Source organism: Reyranella sp. (assembly GCF_004296935.1).
In the GTDB taxonomy this organism is placed as follows: domain Bacteria; phylum Pseudomonadota; class Alphaproteobacteria; order Reyranellales; family Reyranellaceae; genus Reyranella.
Genome location: NZ_SCVH01000076.1, coordinates 1 through 23,346 on the forward strand (window position 1 = coordinate 1; position 23,346 = coordinate 23,346).

At 66.0% G+C, this 23,346-nt stretch carries 25 protein-coding genes and 1 tRNA gene; 19 read left to right on the forward strand and 7 right to left on the reverse strand.

Annotated elements, in window-relative coordinates:
* The first annotated feature begins 136 nt into the window (after positions 1 to 136).
* The gene (locus EPO55_RS10670) at positions 137 to 586 is read left to right on the forward strand and encodes a hypothetical protein (protein WP_296336739.1); all 450 of its coding nucleotides are present in this window, start codon (positions 137 to 139) and stop codon (positions 584 to 586) included.
* The gene (locus EPO55_RS10675; protein WP_296336741.1) at positions 583 to 1,653 is read left to right on the forward strand and encodes an anhydro-N-acetylmuramic acid kinase; all 1,071 of its coding nucleotides are present in this window, start codon (positions 583 to 585) and stop codon (positions 1,651 to 1,653) included. The genes EPO55_RS10670 and EPO55_RS10675 overlap by 4 nt, the downstream gene beginning before the upstream one ends.
* 3 nt (positions 1,654 to 1,656) lie before the next feature.
* Here EPO55_RS10675 and EPO55_RS10680 read toward each other — a convergent pair whose 3' ends face one another.
* Positions 1,657 to 2,331 (reverse strand): alpha/beta hydrolase, encoded by a 675-nt coding sequence (locus tag EPO55_RS10680; protein ID WP_296336743.1) that lies wholly within the window; start codon positions 2,329 to 2,331, stop codon positions 1,657 to 1,659.
* A 235-nt stretch (positions 2,332 to 2,566) separates the two neighbouring features.
* Here EPO55_RS10680 and EPO55_RS10685 point away from each other — a divergent pair, with 235 nt between their 5' ends.
* From EPO55_RS10685 to EPO55_RS10750, 14 genes are all read left to right on the forward strand, one after another.
* Positions 2,567 to 3,040, forward strand: coding sequence for an Rrf2 family transcriptional regulator (locus tag EPO55_RS10685; RefSeq protein ID WP_296336745.1), 474 nt, complete (start codon positions 2,567 to 2,569; stop codon positions 3,038 to 3,040).
* A gap of 10 nt (positions 3,041 to 3,050) precedes the next feature.
* Entirely contained in the window at positions 3,051 to 4,169 is a 1,119-nt protein-coding gene (locus EPO55_RS10690) for a cysteine desulfurase family protein (RefSeq protein WP_296336747.1), read from the forward strand.
* A gap of 18 nt (positions 4,170 to 4,187) precedes the next feature.
* Positions 4,188 to 5,426, forward strand: a complete 1,239-nt coding sequence (locus tag EPO55_RS10695) for an IscS subfamily cysteine desulfurase (RefSeq protein WP_296336750.1) — start codon at positions 4,188 to 4,190, stop codon at positions 5,424 to 5,426.
* 39 nt (positions 5,427 to 5,465) lie between these two features.
* A complete protein-coding gene (gene iscU, locus EPO55_RS10700; RefSeq protein ID WP_296336751.1) occupies positions 5,466 to 5,876 on the forward strand; it encodes a Fe-S cluster assembly scaffold IscU in 411 nt (136 codons plus the stop codon).
* 28 nt (positions 5,877 to 5,904) lie between these two features.
* Positions 5,905 to 6,321, forward strand: a complete 417-nt coding sequence (locus tag EPO55_RS10705; protein WP_296336752.1) for an iron-sulfur cluster assembly accessory protein — start codon at positions 5,905 to 5,907, stop codon at positions 6,319 to 6,321.
* 9 nt (positions 6,322 to 6,330) lie between these two features.
* Positions 6,331 to 6,843 (forward strand): Fe-S protein assembly co-chaperone HscB, encoded by a 513-nt coding sequence (hscB, locus tag EPO55_RS10710; RefSeq protein WP_296336753.1) that lies wholly within the window; start codon positions 6,331 to 6,333, stop codon positions 6,841 to 6,843.
* Positions 6,840 to 8,735 carry a Fe-S protein assembly chaperone HscA gene (gene hscA / locus EPO55_RS10715; RefSeq protein ID WP_296336754.1) on the forward strand — a complete coding sequence of 632 codons (1,896 nt, stop codon included), beginning with the start codon at positions 6,840 to 6,842 and terminating at the stop codon, positions 8,733 to 8,735. The genes hscB and hscA overlap by 4 nt, the downstream gene beginning before the upstream one ends.
* 11 nt (positions 8,736 to 8,746) lie before the next feature.
* Positions 8,747 to 9,082 (forward strand): ferredoxin family 2Fe-2S iron-sulfur cluster binding protein, encoded by a 336-nt coding sequence (locus tag EPO55_RS10720; protein ID WP_296336756.1) that lies wholly within the window; start codon positions 8,747 to 8,749, stop codon positions 9,080 to 9,082.
* Positions 9,083 to 9,092: 10 nt separating this feature from the next.
* Positions 9,093 to 9,299 carry a Fe-S cluster assembly protein IscX gene (gene iscX, locus EPO55_RS10725; protein WP_296336757.1) on the forward strand — a complete coding sequence of 69 codons (207 nt, stop codon included), beginning with the start codon at positions 9,093 to 9,095 and terminating at the stop codon, positions 9,297 to 9,299.
* A 58-nt stretch (positions 9,300 to 9,357) separates the two neighbouring features.
* The gene (locus tag EPO55_RS10730; protein WP_296336758.1) at positions 9,358 to 9,879 is read left to right on the forward strand and encodes a hypothetical protein; all 522 of its coding nucleotides are present in this window, start codon (positions 9,358 to 9,360) and stop codon (positions 9,877 to 9,879) included.
* A 63-nt stretch (positions 9,880 to 9,942) separates the two neighbouring features.
* Positions 9,943 to 10,455 carry a hypothetical protein gene (locus EPO55_RS26145; protein WP_363718893.1) on the forward strand — a complete coding sequence of 171 codons (513 nt, stop codon included), beginning with the start codon at positions 9,943 to 9,945 and terminating at the stop codon, positions 10,453 to 10,455.
* A 48-nt stretch (positions 10,456 to 10,503) separates the two neighbouring features.
* The gene (gene mnmA, locus EPO55_RS10740; RefSeq protein WP_296336759.1) at positions 10,504 to 11,631 is read left to right on the forward strand and encodes a tRNA 2-thiouridine(34) synthase MnmA; all 1,128 of its coding nucleotides are present in this window, start codon (positions 10,504 to 10,506) and stop codon (positions 11,629 to 11,631) included.
* A 37-nt stretch (positions 11,632 to 11,668) separates the two neighbouring features.
* Positions 11,669 to 11,745 (forward strand) — tRNA-Met (locus tag EPO55_RS10745).
* A 68-nt stretch (positions 11,746 to 11,813) separates the two neighbouring features.
* Positions 11,814 to 12,836 carry an NAD(P)/FAD-dependent oxidoreductase gene (locus tag EPO55_RS10750; RefSeq protein WP_296336760.1) on the forward strand — a complete coding sequence of 341 codons (1,023 nt, stop codon included), beginning with the start codon at positions 11,814 to 11,816 and terminating at the stop codon, positions 12,834 to 12,836.
* Here EPO55_RS10750 and EPO55_RS10755 read toward each other — a convergent pair.
* From EPO55_RS10755 to EPO55_RS10780, 6 genes are read right to left on the reverse strand one after another with little or no spacing between them, the layout of a single operon-like run.
* Positions 12,833 to 13,897: a dipeptide ABC transporter ATP-binding protein gene (locus EPO55_RS10755; RefSeq protein WP_296336761.1), complete on the reverse strand. Its 1,065-nt coding sequence runs from the start codon at positions 13,895 to 13,897 to the stop codon at positions 12,833 to 12,835. The genes EPO55_RS10750 and EPO55_RS10755 overlap by 4 nt on opposite strands.
* A complete protein-coding gene (locus tag EPO55_RS10760) occupies positions 13,894 to 14,901 on the reverse strand; it encodes an ABC transporter ATP-binding protein (protein ID WP_296336762.1) in 1,008 nt (335 codons plus the stop codon). Before EPO55_RS10760 ends, EPO55_RS10755 begins: the two co-directional genes overlap by 4 nt.
* A gap of 10 nt (positions 14,902 to 14,911) precedes the next feature.
* Positions 14,912 to 16,375, reverse strand: coding sequence for an amidohydrolase family protein (locus EPO55_RS10765; protein WP_296336763.1), 1,464 nt, complete (start codon positions 16,373 to 16,375; stop codon positions 14,912 to 14,914).
* A gap of 18 nt (positions 16,376 to 16,393) precedes the next feature.
* The gene (locus EPO55_RS10770; RefSeq protein WP_296336765.1) at positions 16,394 to 17,971 is read right to left on the reverse strand and encodes an ABC transporter substrate-binding protein; all 1,578 of its coding nucleotides are present in this window, start codon (positions 17,969 to 17,971) and stop codon (positions 16,394 to 16,396) included.
* A gap of 11 nt (positions 17,972 to 17,982) precedes the next feature.
* Positions 17,983 to 18,888: an ABC transporter permease gene (locus EPO55_RS10775; protein WP_296336767.1), complete on the reverse strand. Its 906-nt coding sequence runs from the start codon at positions 18,886 to 18,888 to the stop codon at positions 17,983 to 17,985.
* 10 nt (positions 18,889 to 18,898) lie between these two features.
* Positions 18,899 to 19,837, reverse strand: coding sequence for an ABC transporter permease (locus tag EPO55_RS10780; protein ID WP_296336768.1), 939 nt, complete (start codon positions 19,835 to 19,837; stop codon positions 18,899 to 18,901).
* 113 nt (positions 19,838 to 19,950) lie between these two features.
* Here EPO55_RS10780 and EPO55_RS10785 point away from each other — a divergent pair, with 113 nt between their 5' ends.
* From EPO55_RS10785 to EPO55_RS10795, 3 genes are read left to right on the forward strand one after another with little or no spacing between them, the layout of a single operon-like run.
* A complete protein-coding gene (locus EPO55_RS10785; protein ID WP_296336769.1) occupies positions 19,951 to 20,910 on the forward strand; it encodes a dihydrodipicolinate synthase family protein in 960 nt (319 codons plus the stop codon).
* A 3-nt stretch (positions 20,911 to 20,913) separates the two neighbouring features.
* A complete protein-coding gene (gene hydA, locus EPO55_RS10790) occupies positions 20,914 to 22,383 on the forward strand; it encodes a dihydropyrimidinase (RefSeq protein ID WP_296336770.1) in 1,470 nt (489 codons plus the stop codon).
* A 12-nt stretch (positions 22,384 to 22,395) separates the two neighbouring features.
* Positions 22,396 to 23,346 carry an N-carbamoyl-D-amino-acid hydrolase gene (locus tag EPO55_RS10795; protein ID WP_296336771.1) on the forward strand — a complete coding sequence of 317 codons (951 nt, stop codon included), beginning with the start codon at positions 22,396 to 22,398 and terminating at the stop codon, positions 23,344 to 23,346.

Sequence of the window (23,346 nt, forward strand, 5' to 3'; positions counted from 1 at the left end):
CATTGATGCACCATGCCGCGCTCGTGCACGACACGCATGAAATCCGACTTGAAACCCGTCATCTCGCCGCTCGGCCGTTTGTCCGCGAAGGGCGCGGGTGTAACATGGGCGTGCCCGCGTCTCAACGGAGCGTAATTTGGTCAATCTGATCGTGGAGCGAGTTGAAGCAGCGCGGCGCGGAGAGAACCAATTCGTGATTTGCCGGATGAAGTCGGGCTGGCTGGTCATTGGCGACGTCCAGCCCCTGCCGGGTTACTGCGTCCTGCTGGCCGATCCGGTGGTCGAGAGCATCAATGTGATGGATCGGGCCCAGCGTAGCCAATATTCGCTGGATGTGATTCTTGCCGGCGATGCCCTTCTCGCGGTGACCGATGCCTACCGGATCAACTACGAGACGCTCGGTAATAGCGAGCCGGAGCTCCACACCCATATCATTCCGCGCTATCGGTCGGAACCCGACGAAAAGCGTGGGCGCGTGGCCTGGATTGTCTACGATTGGACAACCGCTCGGCGGTTCGATCCGGTTCAGGACGGACCCTTCGTCGAGCGCATGCGTGCGTATTTGAGTTTGGCGGCGGTCGCATGATGCGCGCGCTCGGCCTGATGAGCGGCACCTCGGTCGATGGTGTCGATGTGGCGCTGATCGAGACCGATGGCGAACGCATCGCGTCCCTCGGCCCGTGCCTCACTATCCCCTATGCGGACGATGTGCGGCGCTTGATCCGGGCGGCCTTCGGGGCAGAGCTTCCCACCGACGCCACCCGCGCCGCTGAGCGGGCCGTGACCGACGCGCACGCGACTGCCGTGCGGCGCTGGTCGGCGGAACAGCGCATCGCGCTGTCGACCATCGACCTCGTGGGCTTCCATGGCCAGACGATCACGCACCGGCCGGAAAAGCGCTTCACCTGGCAGATCGGCGATGGTGCGGCGCTGGCGCGTTCTTTGGGCGTGCGCGTGGTCAACGACCTGCGCAGCGCCGACGTGGCCTCAGGCGGGCAGGGGGCGCCGTTGGTGCCGGTTTATCATGCGGCCCTCGCGCGCGATCTGCCGCGGCCGCTGGCCATCGTGAATGTTGGAGGGGTCGCCAACGTCACCTGGATAGGCGCCGACGATTCGCTCCTGGCGTTCGACACCGGCCCGGGCAACGGCCCGATTGACGATTGGTGCATGCGTCGCGCCGGCCAGCGCTACGACAAGGACGGCATGCTGGCGGCGACGGGCACGGTCGACCGCACGCGGCTGGCGCGCTTCAGCGAGCATCGCTTCTTCGCGAAGATACCGCCGAAGTCGCTCGACCGCGGCGATTTCGGCGACGCCTGGGCGGAAGGGCTGGGGGCTGCCGATGGTGCCGCCACGCTGACGGCCGGCACGGCGCGCGCCGTGGCGTTGGCGGCCCGGCATTTTCCTGCGCCCGTTGTGCAATGGGTGATCTGTGGCGGCGGTGCGCGCAATCCGACGCTGCTGCGGGCGATCGCCGAAGAGACGCGCGGCAAGGTCGTGACCGCGGCCGATCTCGGCTGGGACGGCGACGCTTTGGAGGCTCACGCGTTCGGATTCCTGGCGGTGCGCTCGCTGCGCGGCCTGCCGCTCACCTTTCCGACGACGACGGGCGCGCCTCGGCCGCTGACCGGCGGCACGCTGCATCTGCCGTAGGTTTCAGGGTTCCTTGTTGCTCGTCGCGCGGCCCGGTGGGGTGAGCAGGCTCTTGGCGACGTACTTGTCGACATCGACCGCGAGCTTGTCGAGCGAGTCGTGGAAGAAGTGGTTGGCGCCCTTCACGGTACGCGACTCGACGGTGATGCCCTTCTGCAGCGACAGTCTTGCCACCAACTTCTGGATGTCGGCGAGCGGCACCACCTCGTCCTTCTCCGCGCCCACGATCAGGCCGGAGGCGGGGCAGGGTGCCAGGAAAGTGAAGTCGTAGGAGTTGGCTGGCGGCGACACCGAGATGAAACAGTCGATCTCGGGGCGGCGCATCAGGAGTTGCATGCCGATCCAGGCGCCGAACGAGTAGCCGGCGATCCAGCATGACTTGGCATCGGCGTTCATGCTCTGCAGCCAGTCGAGGGCGGCGGCGGCGTCGCTGAGCTCGCCCATGCCGTTGTCGAACCGGCCCTGGCTGCGGCCGACGCCGCGGGTGTTGAACCGCAGGACAGAAAAGCCCCGGTTCACGAAGACGTGGAACAGGGAAAAGACGACCTTATGGTTCATCGTCCCGCCGTACTGCGGGTGGGGATGCAGGATCAGGGCAATCGGGGCGTGCTCTTCCTTGCTCTGGTGATAGCGGCCCTCAAGGCGACCCTCGGGGCCGGTAAACATCACATCAGGCATGGAGGCTCCGGTTGTTCACCAATTTGGACCATCCGAAGGGGCCAAAGGTGCTTTGTCTTAAGGGGGAATCTTGATACTTGACCAAACTACTCGGATTAACTAAATCCTACCCGGTGAGTTGGTTTTTCCCCAGTTCCCGTGTTGGGGGTTGGAATATCTTAGTAATGCCTTGGTTTTCAAGACCTTTAGGCATTCGGTCACGACGGCCGGCAGGCGCCGGCACGAGGAGGATGCTGTGAAGCTCAGCACCAAAGGACGTTACGCCGTCATGGCGATGGTCGATTTGGCCCGTCACGCACAAGCCAAACCGGTGTCATTGTCGGACATCGCGACCCGACAGGAAATCTCACTGTCATATCTGGAGCAGCTCTTTGCCCGGTTGCGGCGCGCCGGATTGGTCAAGAGCGTGCGCGGCCCGGGCGGCGGTTATCGCCTGGCGCTCAGCTCGGCGGAGACCCGCGTGTCCCAGATCATTCTGGCTGTCGATGAGCCCATCAGCGCCACGCGCTGCACCGAGATGGGGGAGGCCGGCTGCCGGGCGGATCGCAGCAAGTGCCTGACCCACGATCTGTGGGAGGAACTGGGCAACCAGATCCACGCATTCCTGAGTTCGGTGACATTGCTCGACGTGCTGGAGCGCAAGATCAGCACGCGGCTCGTCGAGGCGCCGAGCCCGGCCAAGTCCGATTCGATGGCCGCTGCCAGCTAAGGCCGCCTCCATGCCTGCGTTCGCGTATCTCGATCACAACGCCACCAGCCCGCTCCGGCCGGCTGTGTTCGACGTCATGGTCGAGGCGTTGCGGGCGGGTGGCAATCCGTCATCGGTGCATCGTGCCGGCCGGTCGGCACGCGCGCGCCTCGACACAGCGCGTCGGCAGGTAGCGGCACTGGTCGGCGCCCGGCCCGCGGAGGTCGTCTTCACCTCGGGTGGAACGGAAGCCAACAATTCAGCCCTCGCCGGGGCAGGCCGCAAGCGCCTGCTGGTTTCGGCCGTCGAACACGACAGCGTGCTGAAGGCGGCCACTGGCGGGGAGATACTGCCGGTCGACGCCAACGGCATCGTCGACCTCGGCGTTCTGGACAAGAGTTTGGCGGCGTCCACGGAGCCGGCGTTGGTGTCGGTGATGTTCGCCAACAATGAAACCGGCGTGTTGCAGCCGATCGCCGATGTCGTGCGTGTGGCGCATGCTGCCGGCGCGCTGGTGCATTGCGATGCCGTGCAGGGCGCGGGCAAGGTGCCCGTCGATCTGCATGGGCTCGGCGTCGACTATCTCAGCCTCTCGGCCCACAAGTTTGGCGGCCCGACCGGTGTCGGCGCGCTCGTCGTGCGCAGCGGCGCGCCGTTCGTGTCTGACCGAGTTGGTGGCGGGCAGGAATCCAATCGTCGTGCCGGTACGGAAAATGTCGCCGGGATTGCGGGCTTCGGCGCCGCCGCGACCGAAGCAACCGGCGGACTGGCGACAACGGAATGGCGCCACCATCTGGAGACGGCACTGCTCGAGATCGCGCCGGCGGCGCGGGTCTATGGTGCGGGTGTCGATCGGCTGCCCAATACGACCTGCATTTCCATGCCGGGCGTTCGGGCGGAAACCCAGGTCATGGCGCTCGACCTGGCCGGCATTTGTGTGTCGGCCGGGGCGGCCTGCTCCTCGGGCAAGGTGACGCGTTCGGCGGTGCTCCTGGCCATGGGTGTGGAATCTGCTGAAGCCGAGATGGCGCTCAGAATCAGCTTCGGCTGGAGTACTGTTTCGGAGGATATCGAACGCTTGATCGCCGCGTGGCGGGACCTATATATCCGAGTGGGACGCTCGGATATTGCCCAAGCCCGCGCGGCCTAGGACTTTCAAGGGGTTAGCATGACCGCCATTACCCAGATTCGGCGCAACGACCAGCCGATCTACCTCGACTACCAGGCCACGACGCCGATGGACCCGCGCGTCCTGGAAGCGATGATGCCTTACTTCACCTACAAGTTCGGTAATCCGGGGTCGCGCAGCCACAGCTACGGCTGGGAAGCCGAGGAAGGCGTCGAGAAGGCGCGCGGCCAGGTCGCCAAGCTGATCGGCGCCGACGAGAAGGAAGTGATCTTCACCTCGGGCGCCACCGAGTCGAACAACCTCGCGATCAAGGGCGTGGCCGAGTTCTACAAGGACCGGCGCAATCACATCGTCACCACGGTGACCGAGCACAAGTGCGTCCTCGACACCTGCCGCCATCTCGAGCAGCAGGGCTTCGACGTTACCTATCTGCCGGTGAAGAAGGACGGCCTCGTCGATCTCGACGAATTGCGCGCCGCCGTCACCGACAAGACGGTGCTCGTCTCGATCATGGCCGTGAACAACGAGATTGGCGTCATCCAGCCGCTGGCCGAGATCGGCAAGATTTGCCGCGAGAAGGGCGCGTTCTTCCACACCGATGCGGCCCAGGCCGCCGGCAAGATCCCGCTCGACGTCGAGGCGATGAACATCGACCTGATGAGCATTTCAGGACACAAGATCTACGGCCCCAAGGGCATCGGCGCGCTCTACGTCCGCCGCAAGCCGCGCGTGCGGCTGGTCGCGATGATCGTGGGCGGCGGCCAGGAGCGCGGTTTCCGCTCGGGCACCTTGCCGACGCCGCTCTGTGTCGGCTTGGGCGAAGCGGCCGAGATCTGCATGAAGGAAATGGACGGGGAGGCGGTGCGCCTCACCAGGCTGCGCGACCGCATGTTGAAGGGGCTGAATGCCAAGCTGGCGGAAATCTATGTCAACGGCGACCTCGAACGGCGCATTCCCGGCAACCTCAACATCAGCTTTGCCCATGTCGAGGGCGAGTCGCTGATGATGGGCATCAAGAACCTCTCGGTGTCGTCGGGCTCGGCCTGCACCTCGGCCTCGCTCGAGCCCAGCTACGTGCTGCGCGCACTCGGCGTCGAAGAAGAGATGGCGCATACGTCGCTGCGAATCGGGCTCGGGCGCTTCACGACCGAGCATGAAGTCGATACCGCCGTCGAAGAGCTGGTGCACCACGTCACCAAGCTGCGCGAAATGAGCCCGCTCTGGGAAATGTCCCAGGAAGGAATTGATATCAAGTCCATCGAATGGGCCGCCCACTGAGGCCAGCGAAGGCTTGAAGGAAGATTTGAGGAGAGCGTCATGGCCTACAGCGAAAAGTTGCTCGATCACTACGAGAATCCCCGCAACATCGGCTCGCTCGACAAGAACGCCGAGGATGTCGGCACGGGTCTGGTTGGCGCGCCGGCCTGTGGCGACGTCATGAAGCTGCAGATCAAGGTCGGCCCGGACGGGCTGATCGAGGACGCCAAGTTCAAGACCTTCGGCTGCGGCTCGGCGATCGCGTCCAGCTCGCTCGTAACCGAGTGGGTCAAGGGCAAGACGATCGACGAGGCCGAGACCATCAAGAACACCGATATCGCCAAGCATCTCGCGCTGCCGCCCGTCAAGATCCACTGCTCGGTGCTGGCCGAGGACGCGATCAAGGCGGCGATTGCCGACTATCGCGCCAAGGCGTCGAAGAAGGACGAACCCAAGGAAGCCGCCGAGTAGGTTGCCGAAGATTTCGGAGCAGAGCGTCATGAGCACGACCACCGAGACATCCCAGCCCGCCGTGGCAACACCTGCGGCCGCACCTGCCGCCGCGCCGCGCGTTCGCCGGCCGCGGCCGCAGGTAATGTCGGTAACGCCGGCTGCCGCTGAGCGCGTCAAGGCACTGATCGACGGACGCGGCAAGCCGACCGCGGGCATCCGCATCGGCGTCCGGACGAAGGGATGTTCGGGCATGAGCTATACGCTCGAGTTCGCCGACGCCCAGCAACCGATGGACGAGGTCGTGGAGACGGGCGGCGTGAAGCTGCTGATCGATCCCAAGGCGTCGCTGTTCCTGATCGGCACCGAGATGGACTATGTCGAGGAGAAGCTGAAGTCGGGTTTCGTGTTCACGAACCCGAACGAGAAGGGCCGCTGCGGCTGCGGCGAATCCTTCCACGTCTGAAGTAGAGCCATGGATCACTTCGCGCGGCTGGGATTGCCGGCGGCGCTCGATCTGGAGCCCGCGACGCTCGACCGGGCCTATTTCACGGCCCAGCGGCAGTGGCATCCTGACCGCTTCGTCGGCCATCCGCCCGAAGAGCGGGCAAAGGCTTCGACCGAGGCAGCGGGGCTGAACGACGCCTATCGCACCCTGAAGGATCCGCTGTCGCGCGCCGTCTATCTCGCCGGACTAAACGGCGTCGAACTGCCGGGCGACGGCAAGACCATCGACGACCCCGATCTCCTGATGGAGGCGATGGAAGCGCGTGAGGCGCTGCACGAAGCCACAACCCCGGAGGCGGTCGATGCATTGGCCGCGCAAGCGCGACAGGACATGCAGCAGGCACTTGCCGGGCTCGGCACTTTGTTCTTGCGCCACGACAAGGCCGCCATCAGAAAGGCGCTCCTTCGCCTGCGCTACCTCGACAAGTTCGCCGAGGAGGCGCGCGCCAGGCGCACAAATCTGCAACGAGTGAAGGCATGAGTCTGCTGGAGATCCACGAGCCGGGCGAAACGCCGATGCCGCACGCCGGCGAGGCCTCGCTTGCCGTCGGCATCGATCTCGGCACGACCAATTCGGTGGTGGCGATCGCGCGTGAAGGTGTGCCGGCGGCCCTGCACGACGAGGCCGGCAATGCGCTGGTGCCGTCGGTCGTGGCTTATCCAGAAGCGGGCGGCGTGCTGGTGGGCGAGGAGGCCCGTCTGGTGATGGCGCGCGAGCCGCGCAACGCGGTGGCGTCGATCAAGCGCCTGATGGGCCGCGGCGCCGCCGACCTCCATGCCGTGGCTGGTGTCCTGCCCTACGAGATCGAGCCCGGCAGCGGCCAGACCGACATGGTGAAATTGCGGATCGGCGGCAAGGCGCGTTCGCCCGTCGAGATCTCGGCTGAGATTCTCAAGGCCTTGCGCGCCCGTGCCGAAGCCGCCCTCGACAAGCCGGTCGAGCGTGCGGTGATCACCGTGCCGGCATATTTCGACGACGCTGCCCGGACCGCCACCCGCGATGCCGCGCGTGTCGCCGGCCTCGAGGTATTGCGCTTGGTCAACGAGCCGACGGCGGCGGCGCTGGCCTACGGCCTCGATAAGGGTTCCGAAGGTCTTTACGCAGTCTACGACCTGGGCGGCGGCACCTTCGACTTCTCGCTGCTGCGCCTGGAGAAGGGCGTGTTTCAGGTCCTGGCGACCGGTGGCGACGCAGCCCTCGGCGGCGACGATTTCGACCGCGCCATCGCCGAGCGCATGCTGGCCGAACGCAAGAAGGATGGGCTTGCCGACCGGGTCGACGAAGCCGCGGTCAAGACCGCGCTAGTACTTGCGCGGCAGATGAAGGAGCAGCTCTCGGAGCGCGACCAGACATCGGGCCGCCTCGAAGTTGCCGGCACGCCCTCCTTCCATACGCTCACGCGCGGCGAATTCGAGGCGATGATCGAAGCCCCCGTCGCACGCACCCTCGAAATCGCTGCCAATGTGTTGACCGATGCCGGCATGACGGCGTCCGACGTGCAGGGCGTGGTGCTGGTTGGCGGTTCGACCCGCCTGCCGCTGGTGCGGGCGGAAGTGGCCGGCATGATCGGCAAGCCGGCGCTGACCGATATCGACCCCGACGAGGTCGTGGCGCTGGGCGCCGCGCTCCAGGCCGAGGCGCTCACCGGCGGCGGCGACACGCTGCTGCTCGACGTCACGCCGCTGTCTCTGGGACTCGAGACCATGGGCGGCATCGTCGAGAAGGTCGTGCCGCGCAATACACCGATCCCGGTGCAGCTGGCGCAGGAGTTCACCACCTACCAGGACGGCCAGACGGCCATGGCGATTCATGTCGTGCAGGGCGAGCGCGAGATGGTGGCCGACTGCCGCAGCCTGGCGCGCTTCGAGCTCTCCGGCATTCCGCCGATGACGGCAGGTGCTGCCCGGATCCGCGTTTCCTTTGCCGTCGACGCCGACGGTCTTCTCGCCGTCTCGGCTGAGGAGCGCACGACCGGCGTGGCGCAGCGTATCGAGGTCAAGCCGTCCTACGGGCTCAGCCACGAGGATATGGCCGACATGCTCTATGACAGTCTCGACAATGCCGAGACCGACATGATGCAGCGGCTCCTGGCCGAAGCGCGGGTCGAGTCGCGGCGCAGCCTGCTGGCGCTTGACGCCGCACTCGCCAAGGACGGTGCCCTGCTCACGACCGAGGAGCGTGCCGCCATCGACGAGGGGCGGGCCCGCCTCGAGGCTGCGATCACCGGCGACGATCGCGACGCGATCAACGCTGCCGCCGAGGCGCTGGAAACCGTGTCCAAGCCCTTCGCCGAGCGACGCATGGATCGAGGTATTCGCGAGGCGTTGGCGGGACTGTCGGTCGGCGAATTGGAAAGCAGAGTCGGGGAGTAGCGGAGCATTCGATGCCGAAACTGACGTTCATTCTCAAAGACGGGTCGCGCAAGGAAGTGGACGCACCGCTCGGCCTCTCGGTGCTCGAGATCGCCCACCGCAACCACGTCGATATCGAGGGCGCGTGCGAAGGCTCGCTGGCCTGTTCGACGTGCCATGTCGTCGTCGAGAAGGAATGGTTCGAGAAGCTGGCGCCGGCCAGCGAGGACGAGGAGGACATGCTCGACCTCGCCTTCGGCCTTACCCACACTTCGCGCCTGGGTTGTCAGATCCTGATGAGCGAGGCGCTCGACGGGCTCGTTGTGCGCCTGCCGGCGGCGACCCGGAACATGATGGTCGACAAGTAGGAGGCGGACGATGGCGGGCAAATTGCGCTGGACCGACGTTCGGGATATCGCGATAGAGCTCGAGGAACGCCATCCCGGCATCGACAACGTCAACCTGCGGTTTACCGATCTGCATCGCTGGGTGATGGAATTGCCTGGTTTTGAGGACGATCCCAACCGCTCCAACGAGAAGATCCTGGAGGCCATCCAGGCCGCCTGGATCGAGGAACGCGACTAGCCGCACGCCGCAATTTGGTCGAAAATGCCGGCGAGACTATGCCGTTCGGGAGGCCGTCATGATCGGGAATTGGGTGCGTCTTTCGCTGCTGCCGTTACTCCTGGCAGCGGGACTGACCGCCTGTGAGTCCGGCGCCGTTCAACCCGGTATCGTCAGCACATCGGCCGCCACGCCAGGTGCCGCCAACGGTAGTCTCGCCGCCGTCGGCGGCAGTGGACGAGTGGTCTCGATCAACGAGATCAGCCTCCGCGGGGCAGGCGGCGGCTCGGGCAACGGCGGGCTGATCGGCGGCATGGCCGGTGCGGCGGGTGGCGCGGCCCTTGGTGCCGCCTCCAGCGGCTATTCGGTCGCCGGCATGCTGGTCGGCGCGCTGCTCGGCGCCGTCGGTGGCGCCATCGCCGGCAGTATCATCGACGGCGACAGTGGCGCCGGCCGCGGCATCGAGGTGGTGGTCCAGCGCGACAATGGTCAAAAGGTCACGGTGGCGCAGCGCGACGACGGTGATGTACAGCTCGGCGACCGTGTCCGGATCGTTCAGGACCGCCAGGGCGTCGCCAAGGTCGTGCGTGACGGCTCGTGACCCCCCGACTGATCTGAAGCGTTCCATGTGATCGAGATCGTGTCCGAGAGAAGGATTTCTGGAATGTTCGGCAAGCTGCTCATGAGCCTTTTGATACCCGTGGCGATGATCGGCAGCCTCGGCGCCTGCACCGGCAGCAGCGGCGGCGTTCAACCCGGCGTGGTCAACACCTCGGCCCAAGGCAGCTATCGCGGCGAAACCGGCCGGGTGATGGCCATCCGTGAAGTGTCGGTGCGCGGCAGCAGTGGCTCGGGCATGAACGACGGCACGCTGATCGGCGGCGGCCTGGGCGCGGCGGGTGGTGCGGCCATCGGTGCCGCCACCACCAACTCCGTGGGCGGCGCCGTCGTGGGCGGCCTGCTGGGTGCGATCGGCGGCGCCATCGCCGGTACGGCCGTCGACCGCGGCAGTTCCAGGCGCGGCATCGAAGTGACGGTGCAGAAGGACAACGGCAGCCAGGTGAAGATCGCCCAGTATGACGATGGCGACGTCCAGATGGGCGATCGCGTCCAGATCGTCTACGACAGCAACGGCGTCGCCAAGGCCGTCCGCGACACCAGCCCGCGCCGCGACTAGCTGGCGGGCCTGTTGTGGCCTGATCGGCAGGCCTATATAGGCCCCGTCATGGCCCGCAATTCCCTCGATCTCGACAAGGCGCCCGGCGACACCCGCGTGGTGGTTGCGATGTCGGGCGGCGTCGACTCGTCGGTCACCGCCGCGCTCCTGAAGGAGCAGGGCTACGACGTCGTAGGCGTCACCCTGCAGCTCTACGACCATGGCGTCGCCGTCGGCAAGAAGGGCGCCTGCTGCGCCGGTCAGGATATCCAGGATGCCCGCCAGGTCGCCGAAAGGCTCGCTATCCCGCACTACGTCCTCGACTACGAAAGCCGCTTCCGTACCGAGGTGATGGACTCCTTTGCCGATGCCTATGTGCGCGGCGAGACCCCGGTGCCCTGCATCGCCTGCAACCGCACGGTGAAGTTCCGCGACCTGCTCAGGACCGCGCGCGAACTCGGCGCCGATGCGCTGGCGACAGGCCACTATGTCCAGCGCGTCCTGGGTGAGGCGGGGCCGGAGCTGCACCGCGGCGCCGATCCGGCGCGCGACCAGAGCTACTTCCTGTTCGGCACGACGCACGAGCAGCTCGACTACCTGCGCTTCCCGTTGGGTCACCTGCCCAAAAGCGAGACGCGGGCGCTGGCCGAGCGCTTCGACCTGCCGGTGGCCGAGAAGCCCGACAGTCAGGACATCTGCTTCGTACCCGGTGGCGATTATGCCGCCGTCGTGCAGAAGCTCCGGCCCGAGGCGGTCGAACCCGGCGAGATCGTCGACCTGCGGGGCCGCGTGGTCGGCCGCCACGACGGCATCGTGCATTTCACCGTGGGCCAGCGCCGCGGACTGGCCTTGGGCGAGCGCGACGGCACTGACAACGACCGACTCTATGTCGTGCGGCTCGACCCCGAAGCGCGCCGCGTCGTCGTGGGGCCGCGTGCCGCGCTCGGCCGGACAGAGATGGCGCTCTATGATCTCAACTGGATCGGCCCGGCGCTGGAGGGCCGTGTCCCGGTGCAGGTGCGCGTGCGCTCCAGCCAGGCACTGCGCCCGGCTGAAATCGAGCTTTTAGGCGATGGCGCCTCTGTCCACTTCGCCGAACCCGAGATCGGCGTCTCGCCCGGCCAGGCCTGTGTGATCTACGACGCCGCGACCGGCAGCCGCGTCCTGGGCGGAGGCTTCATCCGGCGCTTTTCTTGACAGGTCCCGGCCCCGCCGCTTAATAGCGCCCACCCATGGCTGGGTAGCTCAGCTGGTTAGAGCACGGCACTCATAATGCCGGGGTCGGCGGTTCAAGTCCGCCCCCAGCTACCAATTTCGGCCCCCGGTCGGCTTCGACCGGGGGCCTTTATTTTGTGGTTTCTCTTCGCCACCTTAGGACCATGGCCAACGGACATTCGCACCAGACCGACGTCGTCATCGTAGGCGCGGGGCCCGTGGGCCTGTTCGCCGTGTTCGAGTGCGGCATGGTCCGGCTCAATTGCCACGTCGTCGACGTGCTCGACGACGCCGGTGGCCAGTGCACAGCGCTTTATCCCGAAAAGCCGATCTACGACATCCCGGGCTTCCCCCGCATCGAGGCCGCCGAGCTGGTGGTCCGGCTGAAGGCGCAGGCCGCGCCCTTTCGGCCCGTCTACCATCTCGGCGAACAGGTCCAGGCGCTGGAGGCGCTGAGCGGCGGATTCTGGCGGGTGACGACCTCGAAGGGCACGGTCATCCAGGCCCGGGCGGTGATCGTGGCCGCCGGCGTCGGCGCCTTCGGCCCCAACCGCCCGCCGCTGCCCGACATCGAGACCTACGAGGGCAAGAGCGTCTTCTATTACGTGACGCAGCGCGAGACTTTCCGTGGCAAGCGCGTGGTGATCGCGGGTGGCGGCGACACCGCCGTCGACTGGGCTTTGTCCCTGGCCGAGGTTGCGGCCCGGGTGTCGGTGATCCACCGACGCGACAAGTTCCGCGCCGCACCCGAGAGCGAGGCGAGACTGAAGGCGCTGGCCAAGGCGGGAAAGATCGATCTCGTCGTGCCGTACCAGCTCCATGGGTTGGAGGGCAACGACGGCCGGTTGAAGGCCGTTACCGTTGCCACGCTCGATGGCGCGACCAAGCGGATCGAGGCCGATGTGCTGCTGCCGTTCTTCGGCCTGTCGATGTCGCTGGGCCCGATCGCCGACTGGAGCCTCGCGCTGGAGCACAACCAGATCGCGATCGACCCCTCGACCGCCGCCACCAGCAAGCCCGGCATCTTCGCCATCGGCGACGTCGTCACCTATCCCGGCAAGCTGAAGCTGATCCTCACCGGCTTTGCGGAAGCCGCCATCGCGGCGCGCTCGGCCTATGCGCTGGTCCATCCCGAGACGCCGCTTCACTTCGAATATTCGACGACCGCGGGCGTACCTGACGCTTAGGCGGCAACCGCGAGCTTACGCAGCGCCGCCAGACGGCGGGCGTAGGGCGGTTCGTTCTCCGGTACGATCACCGGCGGCACGATCGTCTCGGCGTAATGGCATGCAACGATCTGGCCTTCGTCTCCCACGGCGCGCAGAGCGGGCTCCTCGATGCGGCAGCGATCCTGGGCGTGGGCGCAGCGCGTATGGAAGCGGCAGCCCGGCGGCGGATTGAGCGGGCTCGGCACGTCGCCTGTGAGCCGGATGCGGGCGCGCTGGGCGGAGGGATCGGGCACCGGCACCGCCGACAGCAGCGCCTGGGTGTAGGGATGGCGCGGCCTTGCGAACAGGCTGCGCTTGGGCGCCAGCTCGACGATCTTGCCGAGATACATCACGGCGACGCGATCGCTGATGTGGCGCACCACGGCGAGATCGTGGGCGATGAAGATGTAGGAGAGGCCGAGCTTGCGCTTGAGGTCCTGCAGGAGGTTGATCACCTGCGCCTGGATCGATACGTCGAGCGCCGACACGGGCTCGTCGCAGACGATCAGCTTGGGCTGCGAAGCGAGCGCGCGGGCGATGCCGATCCTCTGGCGCTGGCCGCCGGAGAATTCGTGCGGGTAGCGCAGCGCATGCCAGGCCGACAGGCCGACCTCGGTCAGGAGTTCGTCGATGCGCTGGTACAGCGCGGCGCCGGAGGCGAGGCCATGCAGGCGCAGCGGCTCTCCCAGGGTCTGGCCGACCGTAAGGCGCGGATTGAGGGAGGCGTAGGGATCCTGGAAGATGATCTGCATGTCACGCCGCAAGTCGCGCAGCGCGCCGCGATTGAGGGCGCGGACGTCGCGGCCGGCGAAGCGGATCGAGCCCGATGTCGCCTCGATCAGGCGCAGGATCATGCGGCCGGTGGTCGACTTGCCGCAGCCCGATTCGCCTACCAGCGCCAGCGTCTCGCCCGGCGCCACGTCGAAGGAGAGGCCGTCGACAGCACGCACCGTGCCGACGGCGCTCTGGAAGACGATGCCGCGCTTGACCGGGAAGTGCTTGGTGAGGCCGGTGACGGAAAGGAGGGGTTCGGTGTTCACGAGGCGGCGGCTCCGGCCAGCGCGACGTCGAGCGGCGCCTTCCAACAAGCGGTTCGATGACCGCGACCGAGTTCGCGCAGCTCGGGTGCTTCGCGGCGACAGTGATCGTCGGCCAGCGGACAGCGCGGGCTGAAACGGCAGCCGGGCGGCAGGGCGTAGGGATTGGGCACCACGCCCTCGATGGCGATCAGGCGCTCGTCGCCGTCGCTGCCCAGCCGCGGGATCGAGCCCAGGAGGCCCAGCGTATAGGGATGCTGCGGGTCGGAGAACAGCAGGTCGACCGGTGCCTCCTCGACGATGCGGCCGGCATACATGACCACGACGCGATGCGCGATCTCGGCCACCACGCCGAGATCGTGGGTGATCAGCATGATGGCGGCCCCGGTGCGCTCGCGCAGGTCGCGCAAGAGGTCGAGGATCTGCGCCTGGATGGTGACGTCGAGCGCTGTCGTCGGCTCGTCGGCAATCAGGATCTTGGGATCGCAGGCCAGCGCCATGGCGATCATCACGCGCTGTCGCATGCCGCCCGAGAGCTGGTGCGGATATTCGTCGAGCCGCGTCTCGGGCGAGGGGATCTTGACCAGCCGCAGCATCTCCAGGGCACGGGCGCGCGCTTCGGCGCCGCTCACCGCGCGGTGCAGCCGGACAGCCTCGATGATCTGCTCGCCCACGGTCTGCACCGGGTTGAGGCTGGTCATCGGTTCCTGGAAGATCATCGAGATCGCATCGCCGCGGATGGCGCGCATCTCGGTCTCCGGCAGCTCCAGGAGATTGCGGCCCTCCAGCCGGATCTCGCCCGCCGCGATGCGGCCTGGTGGATTGGGCACCAGCCGCATGATCGAGAGCGACGTCACCGACTTGCCGCAGCCCGATTCTCCCACGATGCCGAGCGTCTCGCCCGGCGCCAGCGAGAAGCTCACGCCGTCGACGGCCGCGAACACGCTGCCGCCGGAGCGGAATTCGGTGCGCAGGTTTCTGACTTCCAGAAGAGGTGCGTCGGTCAACGGCGGTTGCTCACGTCACCGGCCGCGTCTGCGGCAGGCGTTCCTTCGTGCCGTAGACCGGCGGCGAGAGCTGGTCGGCGGTGCGGCCGGCCCAGTCGCGCTGGCTGACGGTTTCCAGGCGCTTGCGCTGGCCCTCGATGAGGCCGGCGGTGGCCGCCTCGACATCGACCGTCAGGACCTTGCTGTCGCGTACCACCTGTGCGCCGTCGACATAGACATGACGGATGGCGCGTTCGCTCGCCGAATAAATCAGGCTGCGCACCGGCTCGTGCGCCGGCTGCATGTAAGGATGGCTCATGTCGACCAGCGAGAAGTCGGCCTTGCAGCCCGGCGCCAGCCGCCCAAGGTCGGGGCGGCGCAGGATCTTGGCGCCGCCGACGGTGGCCGCCTCGAAGGCGTGCTGGGTCGTGCCCATCTTGTAGTTGCCGGTATAGACGCGGGCCAGGTAGCAGGCGAGACGGATCTCATCGACCATATTGTGCGGGAAGGTGTCGGTGCCGATGCCGACCGTGATGCCGGCGTTCATGTAGCGCCCAATCGAGTTCATGGTCATGCCGCGCCGCGCGAACACGGTCGGGCAGTGCGCCACCGCCGCGCCAGAGTCGCGCAGCATCTCGAAGTCATGGGCATGCGGATAGTGGATCTGCGGATGGTCGTTGAGGAAGATGCCGTGGCCGATCACGAGGTCCGGCCCCAGCACGCCGATGGAATCGAGCCACTCGATCGGCGTCTTGCCGTGGCGATGGACCATCTCGTAGAACTCGACGACGGCCTGGCAGGCGTGCGTCTGCATCGGGATGCCGCGCTTCTTTGCTTCCTGCAGCGCCTCCTTGAAGAAGCCCTCGCGGCAGGTGTCGATCTGCGCCGGGCCGGCCATGGCCGAGAGCCGGCCGCTCGGGTGCTTCATGGCGGCATCGATGGTCTTCATCGAATTCTCGAAAGCCTTCTCGCCCGCCTTCTCGTCCCAGGCGTACTCCACCGTATGGCCGTTCTTGGTGTACCAGACGCCCTGGCGCATCATCGGACAGACGACGGCGCGGATGCCGGTGGCGGCGAGGTCGTCGACCCAGCCGTCGCGCGACATCGAGAGGTCGGTGATGGTCGTGACGCCGCTTTTCAGCAACTCCGACAGCGCCACCTTCGTCGAGGGCCCGGCATCCTCGGGATTGAGGCCGAACACAGTCAGATATTCGTAGAGGGAGCTCTGGCCCAGCTTGTCGCTGCCATATTCCTCGGTCAGGCCCTTGTTGGCGGGCTCCGAGAAGGGATGACTGTGCACATTCACGAAGCCGGGGATGACCATCATCCCCTTGCCGTCGATGGTCGTGTCGACCGGGCCGGCAAAGCCCGGCCCGACATGGACGATCTCGTTGCCCTTGAACACGAAGTCCGCGTTCTCGAGATAGACGTGCCTCTGCTCGGCCTCGTCCCACGCGACAACGTGGTCGAGGCCGGCGATCTTGGTCGTCTTCATTGGACGTTTCTCTCCCATTTACTTGAATGCGAGGCCGAGGCCCTTGTAGAGCGCGCAGCCGTAGTTGCCGTGCGCCTTGGCCGGCTTCAGCTTCGCCCCGGTCACCAGGAACAGCGGCTCGTGGTAGAGCGGAATCCAGACCGCCGCGTCGTGCACCTTCTGCTGGACGGCGGCGTAGGCGGTGGCGCGCGTGGCGGCGTCGAGTGCCTGCGAGCCCTTGTCGAGCAGCTCGTCGGTCTCCTTGTCCTTCCAGTTCATGCGGTTCGGTGTCGGCGTGTTGGCCGACCGGAAGTAGAGGTTCAGTGCATCGCCGGCGCTGACATAGGGGAAGCTCATGCCGAAGGCGTCGAACTCCTGGGTGGCGAGCTTGCCCCAGGCCACGGTCGAGTCGAAGAGCTGGATCTGCAGGTCGATGCCGACCTTGCGCAGCTCGCCCTGGACGGCCTCGGCGATCTCCTTGAAGGCGCCGGAGATACCGTAGACCAGCGGCGCCAGCTTCTTGCCGTCCTTGTAGCGGAAGCCGTCGGCGCCCTTCTTCCAGCCGGCCTCGTCAAGCAGCTTCTCGGCCTCCTTGATGTTCTCGCCATAGATCGCACGGTCGACCTTCGCGTTGAAGTCGAGCACGGTGGGATTGAGCATCGTCGAGGCGGGTTCGGCCAAGCCGAAGGTGACGGCCTCGGTGATCGCCTTCTGGTCGACGGCAAGATTGATGGCGCGGCGCACGCGTACGTCGTTCACCAGCTCCTTGTCGATCTTGAAGCCGATGAAGTAGGTCCAGAAGAAGTTCTCGGCCTTGCTGACATGGAGCTGCTTGTTGGCCGTCAGCTCCTTGATCGACCAGTAGGGCACGTACTGGCTGGCGTCGGCCTGGCCGGCCTGCAACGCCGTCACCCGCGTGTTCTCTTCGGGCACGACCTTCCAGACGACGCGGTCGACCTGTGCTTCGGTGTAGTCGTAGATGCCCGGCCCCCAGTTGTAGCCCTTGTGCTTGACGAGCACCGTCTGGTCGCGCGGCGTCCAGCTCTCCAGGCAGTAGGGGCCGGTGCCGTCGATCGCCTTGATGCCGAAGTCGGCGCCAAGTTGCTTGGCCTGCTCGATGTTCAGGATCGTGTGGAAGTACTGTGTCATCTGGTAGAGCAGCTCGGAGAACGGCTTCTTGAGCTTGTACTCCACCGTGAGATCGTCGGGCGCCGAGATCTTGTCGACGTCGCCCATGCGCCACTTCACCAGGCCCTTGGTCTCGGGATCCAACCAGCGCTCGTAGGTCGCGACGACATCCTTGGCAGTCATCTTCTTGCCGCTGCAGAAGCTCACACCCTCGCGCAGCTTGAAAGTGTAGGTGAGGCCGTCCGGCGACACCGTCCAGCTCTTGGCGAGGCCGGGCTTGAGTGTCTTCATGTCGAAGTCGAGATTCACCAGCGTGTCGCCGATCATGTACATGACTTCGGCACCCGACCGGGCGGTCGACTTGTGCGGATCATACCGGTCGGTATCGATCTCGCGGATCACCGTCACACTCTTCTGTGCGACCGCAGGAGTCGCGATGCCGATCGCCGCCACCGCGGCAAAGGCCGTCCACATCATCCGTTTGCTCATGACCACACCTCCTATTGTCTCAGCTTTGGATCCAGGGCGTCGCGCAAGGCATCGCCCAGGACGTTGAATGCAAGAACGACGAGAAAGATCGCAGCACACGGGATCGTCGAGACGTGCGGCGCGATCGACAGGAACTTGCGGCCGTCGGCGGCCATGCTGCCGAGTTCGGCGGTCGGCGCCTGGGCACCGAGGCCCAGGAAGGAGAGGGCGGCGCCCAGCAGGATCGCCTGGCCGAGCTGCAGGGTCATGTAGATCAGGATGGTCGGCCAGCAGTTGAGCGCCAGGTAGCGCCAGATCAGTGCCGCGTCGCCCAGGCCCACGGCGCGGCCGGCCTCCATGTATTCCTGCTGCATGATCGACTGGGCGGCACCGCGGGCGATGCGGGCGATCGACGGCACCGCGGCGACGCTGAGGGCGATCACCAGCGAGGTGAGGCCGGTGCCGAGCACCGCGGCGATGGCGAGGCCGAACAGGATCGAGGGGAAGGAGAGCAGGACGTCGATCAGCCGCATCAGGGGCTGGTCGAGACGCTTGAAGTAGGCGGCGCTGAGACCGATCAGGGCGCCGAGGCCGCCGCCGATCACGACCGCGGTCACGCCCATGCCCAGGGTGGCGCGCAGGCCGAACAGGACGCGGCTCACCATGTCACGGCCCTGGTTGTCGGCGCCCAGCAGGAAGTCGGGACAGCGCGCGCCGCCGATCGGGCAGAGGCGCAGCCGCATGTTGTTGGCATAGGGATCGAACGGGGCGATCCAGGGCGCCAGTATGGCGGCGGCGACGACGGCGAAGAGGAAGATGGCTGCCGCTGCGGCCGGCGGATCCCTGAGGATGCGTCGCCACACCGCGTTCTTGCGCCGGAGCGCCCCGATGGCGCGCTGGTCGGCCGCGTTTTGCAGGGAGAGGGCCGCGTCCGTCATGCGTTCGCTCTCATGACCGGGCGATCCGCGGATCGAGGTAGGCATAGAGCACGTCGACGATCAGGTTCACGAGCATGAAGCCCACGGCCAGGATCAGGATGGCGCCCTGGGCCAGCGGAAAGTCGCTGGAGGTGATGGCGCCAACCGCCATGCGGCCGACGCCCGGCCAGGCGAACATGGTTTCCGTCACGATCGAGCCACCCAGGAGGAAACCGATCTGGAGTCCGACCAGGGTGACCACCGGGATCATGGCGTTGCGCAGCGCGTGTCGGATCGTGACCCGCCAGTCGGAAGCACCCTTGGCGCGGGCAGTGCGGACATAGTCGGCACCCAGGGTTTCGAGCAATGACGTACGTGTCATGCGTGCCACCGGACCCACGAACACGGCGCCCAGGGTGACGGCGGGCAAAATGATGCTGTGCAGACCGTTTGCCGTCCAGATCGGTCCGTTGCGCCCCTGGAAAGGCAGGAGGCCGGCACCGCCGACATACTGGATCAGCAGCAATCCGACCCAGAACACCGGCACCGACACGCCCATGACGGAGAGCGCCATGATGGCGCGATCGATCAGGGTGCCGCGGCGGCGCGCGGCCAGGGTACCCAGCGATATGCCGAGCGGCACCGCCCATATCAGGCAGGCCAGCATCAGTTCGACGGTCGGCCAGAAGGTGAGTGCGATCTCGTCGACCACCGGTCGGTTCGAGATCATCGAGCGGCCGAGATCGAGCTGCAGAACGCGACCCAGATAGCCCGCGAATTGTACCCACAGCGGCCGGTCGAGCCCCATCTGCTCGCGGATGGCCTCGACTTCGGCCTTGGTGGCACTGGGGCCGGCCACCACGGTCGCCGGATCGGTCGGCACGACCTGCAGCAGCAGGAAGCCGATCATCAGCACTCCAAGCAGCACCGGTAGCGAAATCATCAATCGATGGGCGATATGCCGCGCCATATTCTGCGAAACCTGCTCCCGTCCGGGACTAAACACTGGCCCACGCGGTGATGCTCGACAAGCGCCACGCGGGTGGCATGATCGCTGCAAGAACCGCGCCGAGGAGCGTTGCCATGACCGAACAGAAACTCAGTGAAGCCGCCAAAGGCGTCTACATCATCGCCGCCACGCCGTTCACCGACGATGGCGCGCTCGATTTGCAGAGTGTCGACACCTTGACCGATTTTTATTTGAGGTGCGGCGTACATGGATTCACCCTGCTCGGCATCATGGGCGAGGCGCACAAGCTGACATCAGACGAATCGCTGGCCGTCGTGAAACGAGTCATCGGCCGCGCCCAGGGTCGGCAGGTGATCGTGGGCGTGAGCCATGCCGGCCTCGAGAATGTGCGACGGCTCGCGCACGAAGCGATGATCGCCGGCGCTGCGGGTGTGATGGTGGCGCCGCCTGTGGGCCTCAAGGGTGACGACGGCGTCTATAATTACTATGCGCAGGTCTGCACCGCGCTCGGGCCCGACATTCCGCTGGTCTACCAGGATTATCCGCAGACCACCGGCGTCTATCTCTCGCCGCAAGTGTTCGAGCGCATGGTCGACGATTTCAAGCAGCTCGTCATGCTGAAGCACGAAGATGCGCCAGGTCTCGCCAAGCTGACGCGCATCCGCGAAGGCGAGAAGAAGCCGGGTCGGCGGCGCGTGTCGATCCTGGTCGGCAATGGCGGCATCTACTATCCGCAGGAGATGCGCCGCGGCGCCGACGGTCCGATGACGGGCTTTGCCTGGCCCGAGATGCTGGTGCAGGTCTACGACCTCTTTGCCGCCGGCAAGGCGGAGGAGGCGGAGGACCTGTTCGATATCTATCTGCCCCTGGTGAAGCACGAGGTCCAACCGGCCGTTGGCCTGGCGCTTCGCAAGGAAGTGCTGTTCAAGCGCGGCGCGATCAAGAGCCCGAAGCAGCGCGCGCCGGGCTCCTCGCTCACCGCCACGGACCATGCCGAGTTGAACGCCCTGATCGCACGGCTCGACCGCAGGCTCGCAGCTTCTGGCCATGGCCGCAAAGTCGCGGCGGAGTAGAGAATGGCCGACTACGATCTCGTCATCCGCAACGCCAAGGTCGTCACCGAGGATCGCCAGCTCGACGGCGACATCGCCGTCAAGGACGGCCAGGTCGTGGCGCTCGAACCGGCGATCGCCGGCAAGGGCCGCCGCGAGATCGACGCCGGCGGCAAGTTCGTTCTGCCGGGCGGCGTCGACAGCCACTGCCATATCGAGCAGAAGTCGGGCTTCGGCATCATGTGCGCCGATGACTTCTATACGGGCACTGTTTCGGCCGCGTTCGGCGGCACCACGACGGTGATCCCCTTCGCCGCCCAGCATCGCGGCATGTCGCTGCGCCAGGTGGTGAAGGACTATCACGAGGCGGCGACGCCCAAGGCGGTGATCGACTATGCCTTCCATCTGATCGTCACAGATCCCAGCCCGCAGGTGCTGGGGCAGGAGCTGCCGGCGCTGATCAAGGACGGCTACACCTCGTTCAAGATCTATATGACCTACGACGCGATGAAGGTCAGCGACTACCAGATGCTCGACATTCTGGCGCTGGCGCGGCGCGACGGCGCGCTGGTCATGGTGCATGCCGAGAGCCACGACATGATCAACTGGCTGGCGCATCACCTGGTCGACCAGGGCCATGTCGCGCCCAAGTTCCACGCTATCGCCCATGCGCGGATTGCCGAGGCCGAAGCCACTAACCGCGCGATCTCGCTGGCGAGACTCGTCGATGCGCCGCTGCTGCTCGTGCACATGTCCGAGATCGAGGCGATCGAGACGCTGCGTCAGGCGCAGGAAAAGGGGCTAAAAATCTTCGGCGAGACCTGCCCGCAGTATATCGCGCTTACCGCCGACGACATGGACAAGCCCGGCGTCGAGGGCGCGATGTGGTGTTGCAGCCCGCCGCCGCGCGACTCCGAGGCGCAGGAAGCGGTGTGGGCGGCGCTGAAGGACGGCACCTTCCAGACCTTCTCGTCCGACCACGCACCCTATCAGTTCAACGCCGGCGGCAAGATCCCCAAGGGCGACAAGACCACTTTCAAGGAAATGGCCAATGGCGTGCCGGGCCTCGAAGTGCGCATGCCGCTGCTCTTCTCGGAAGGCGTGCAGAAGGGCCGCATCACGCTCCAGCAGTTCGTGGCGCTGACGGCGACCAATCACGCCCGGCTCTACGGCCTCTATCCGCGCAAAGGTACGATCGCCGTGGGCTCCGACGCCGATTTCGCGATCTGGGATGCCGACAAGGAAGTGACGCTCGACTGGAAGATGCTGCACGACAATGTCGGCTATACGCCCTATGCCGGCCGCCAGATCAAAGGCTGGCCCATCACCGTCGTGAGTCGCGGCCGTGTCGTGGTCGAGGGCGGCAAGCTCAACGCCCAGCGCGGCTCGGGCCAGTTCCTGCCCTGCGCCTCGCCCGATTCATCCAAGCCACTCGGCCAGACCTCGCCCGAGCTCCAGGCGATGTCACGCTTCGGCGCCAAGCCGCTGTTCTAGAGGAGAGTGAACGTGTCCCGTCGTCTGAAAGTGTCCTCTGCGCAGTTGGGCCCGATCAATCTCGCCGACAGCCGGGCGAGTGTGGTCAAGCGCATGGTCGAGATGCTGAAGGAAGCCGATTCGCGCGGCTCGAAATTCGTGGTCTTCCCGGAGCTCGCCCTCACGACCTTCTTCCCGCGGTACTGGACGGAAGATCAGGCGGAGGTCGACAAGTATTTCGAGAACCAGATGCCCAGTCCCGAGACGGCGCCGCTGTTCGAGCTGGCGCGCTCCAGGGGCATCGGTTTCTACCTGGGCTATGCAGAGCGCACCGAGGAAGAGGGGGCGACCCACCGCTTCAACACCTCGATCCTGGTCGGACCGGACGGCCGGCTGATCGGTAAGTATCGCAAGGTCCATCTGCCGGGCCATGACGATCATCGGCCGAACGTGCCGTACCAGCATCTCGAGAAGAAATACTTCGAGGTCGGCGACCTCGGCTTCAATGTCTGGAAGATGTTCAAGGACGAGGTGATCGTCGGCCAATGCATCTGCAATGATCGCCGCTGGCCCGAGACCTTCCGCGTCATGGGGCTGAAGGGCGCCGAGATGGTGGTGCTGGGCTACAACACGCCGACCGACAATGTCTATGCGCCGCACGAGCCGCCCTATCTGCGCGTGTTCCATCACAATCTCTCGCTCCAGGCCGCAGCTTACCAGAATGGCATCTGGGTCGTCGCAACGGCCAAGGCCGGCAAGGAAGATGGCTACTGGCTGCATGGCGGCTCCGCGATCGTGGCGCCCACCGGCGAGATCGTCGCCAAGGGGACGACCGAGGAGGACGAGGTCATCTCCTACGACTGTGACCTGGCACTCGGCGAATACATCCGCAACACCACCTTCAATTTTGCCAAGCACCGCCGCCCCGAACATTACAAGCTGATTGCCGAGCGTGCGGGTGTGAAGCTCGAGACGTCAAACTGA

What these genes read in the sequence shown, in the direction of transcription:
- EPO55_RS10690 (WP_296336747.1), top strand. Translation starts at nt 3,051, where the DNA reads ATGCCTGCGTTCGCGTATCTCGATCACAACGCCACCAGCCCGCTCCGG.
- EPO55_RS10720 (WP_296336756.1), top strand. Translation starts at nt 8,747, where the DNA reads ATGCCGAAACTGACGTTCATTCTCAAAGACGGGTCGCGCAAGGAAGTG.
- EPO55_RS10680 (WP_296336743.1), bottom strand. Translation starts at nt 2,331, where the DNA reads ATGCCTGATGTGATGTTTACCGGCCCCGAGGGTCGCCTTGAGGGCCGC.
- EPO55_RS26145 (WP_363718893.1), top strand. Translation starts at nt 9,943, where the DNA reads ATGTTCGGCAAGCTGCTCATGAGCCTTTTGATACCCGTGGCGATGATC.
- EPO55_RS10765 (WP_296336763.1), bottom strand. Translation starts at nt 16,375, where the DNA reads ATGAAGACGACCAAGATCGCCGGCCTCGACCACGTTGTCGCGTGGGAC.
- hscB (WP_296336753.1), top strand. Translation starts at nt 6,331, where the DNA reads ATGGATCACTTCGCGCGGCTGGGATTGCCGGCGGCGCTCGATCTGGAG.
- EPO55_RS10780 (WP_296336768.1), bottom strand. Translation starts at nt 19,837, where the DNA reads ATGGCGCGGCATATCGCCCATCGATTGATGATTTCGCTACCGGTGCTG.
- hydA (WP_296336770.1), top strand. Translation starts at nt 20,914, where the DNA reads ATGGCCGACTACGATCTCGTCATCCGCAACGCCAAGGTCGTCACCGAG.
- mnmA (WP_296336759.1), top strand. Translation starts at nt 10,504, where the DNA reads ATGGCCCGCAATTCCCTCGATCTCGACAAGGCGCCCGGCGACACCCGC.
- EPO55_RS10730 (WP_296336758.1), top strand. Translation starts at nt 9,358, where the DNA reads ATGATCGGGAATTGGGTGCGTCTTTCGCTGCTGCCGTTACTCCTGGCA.
- hscA (WP_296336754.1), top strand. Translation starts at nt 6,840, where the DNA reads ATGAGTCTGCTGGAGATCCACGAGCCGGGCGAAACGCCGATGCCGCAC.
- EPO55_RS10705 (WP_296336752.1), top strand. Translation starts at nt 5,905, where the DNA reads ATGAGCACGACCACCGAGACATCCCAGCCCGCCGTGGCAACACCTGCG.
- EPO55_RS10775 (WP_296336767.1), bottom strand. Translation starts at nt 18,888, where the DNA reads ATGACGGACGCGGCCCTCTCCCTGCAAAACGCGGCCGACCAGCGCGCC.
- EPO55_RS10695 (WP_296336750.1), top strand. Translation starts at nt 4,188, where the DNA reads ATGACCGCCATTACCCAGATTCGGCGCAACGACCAGCCGATCTACCTC.
- EPO55_RS10675 (WP_296336741.1), top strand. Translation starts at nt 583, where the DNA reads ATGATGCGCGCGCTCGGCCTGATGAGCGGCACCTCGGTCGATGGTGTC.
- EPO55_RS10785 (WP_296336769.1), top strand. Translation starts at nt 19,951, where the DNA reads ATGACCGAACAGAAACTCAGTGAAGCCGCCAAAGGCGTCTACATCATC.
- iscX (WP_296336757.1), top strand. Translation starts at nt 9,093, where the DNA reads ATGGCGGGCAAATTGCGCTGGACCGACGTTCGGGATATCGCGATAGAG.
- EPO55_RS10770 (WP_296336765.1), bottom strand. Translation starts at nt 17,971, where the DNA reads ATGAGCAAACGGATGATGTGGACGGCCTTTGCCGCGGTGGCGGCGATC.
- iscU (WP_296336751.1), top strand. Translation starts at nt 5,466, where the DNA reads ATGGCCTACAGCGAAAAGTTGCTCGATCACTACGAGAATCCCCGCAAC.
- EPO55_RS10750 (WP_296336760.1), top strand. Translation starts at nt 11,814, where the DNA reads ATGGCCAACGGACATTCGCACCAGACCGACGTCGTCATCGTAGGCGCG.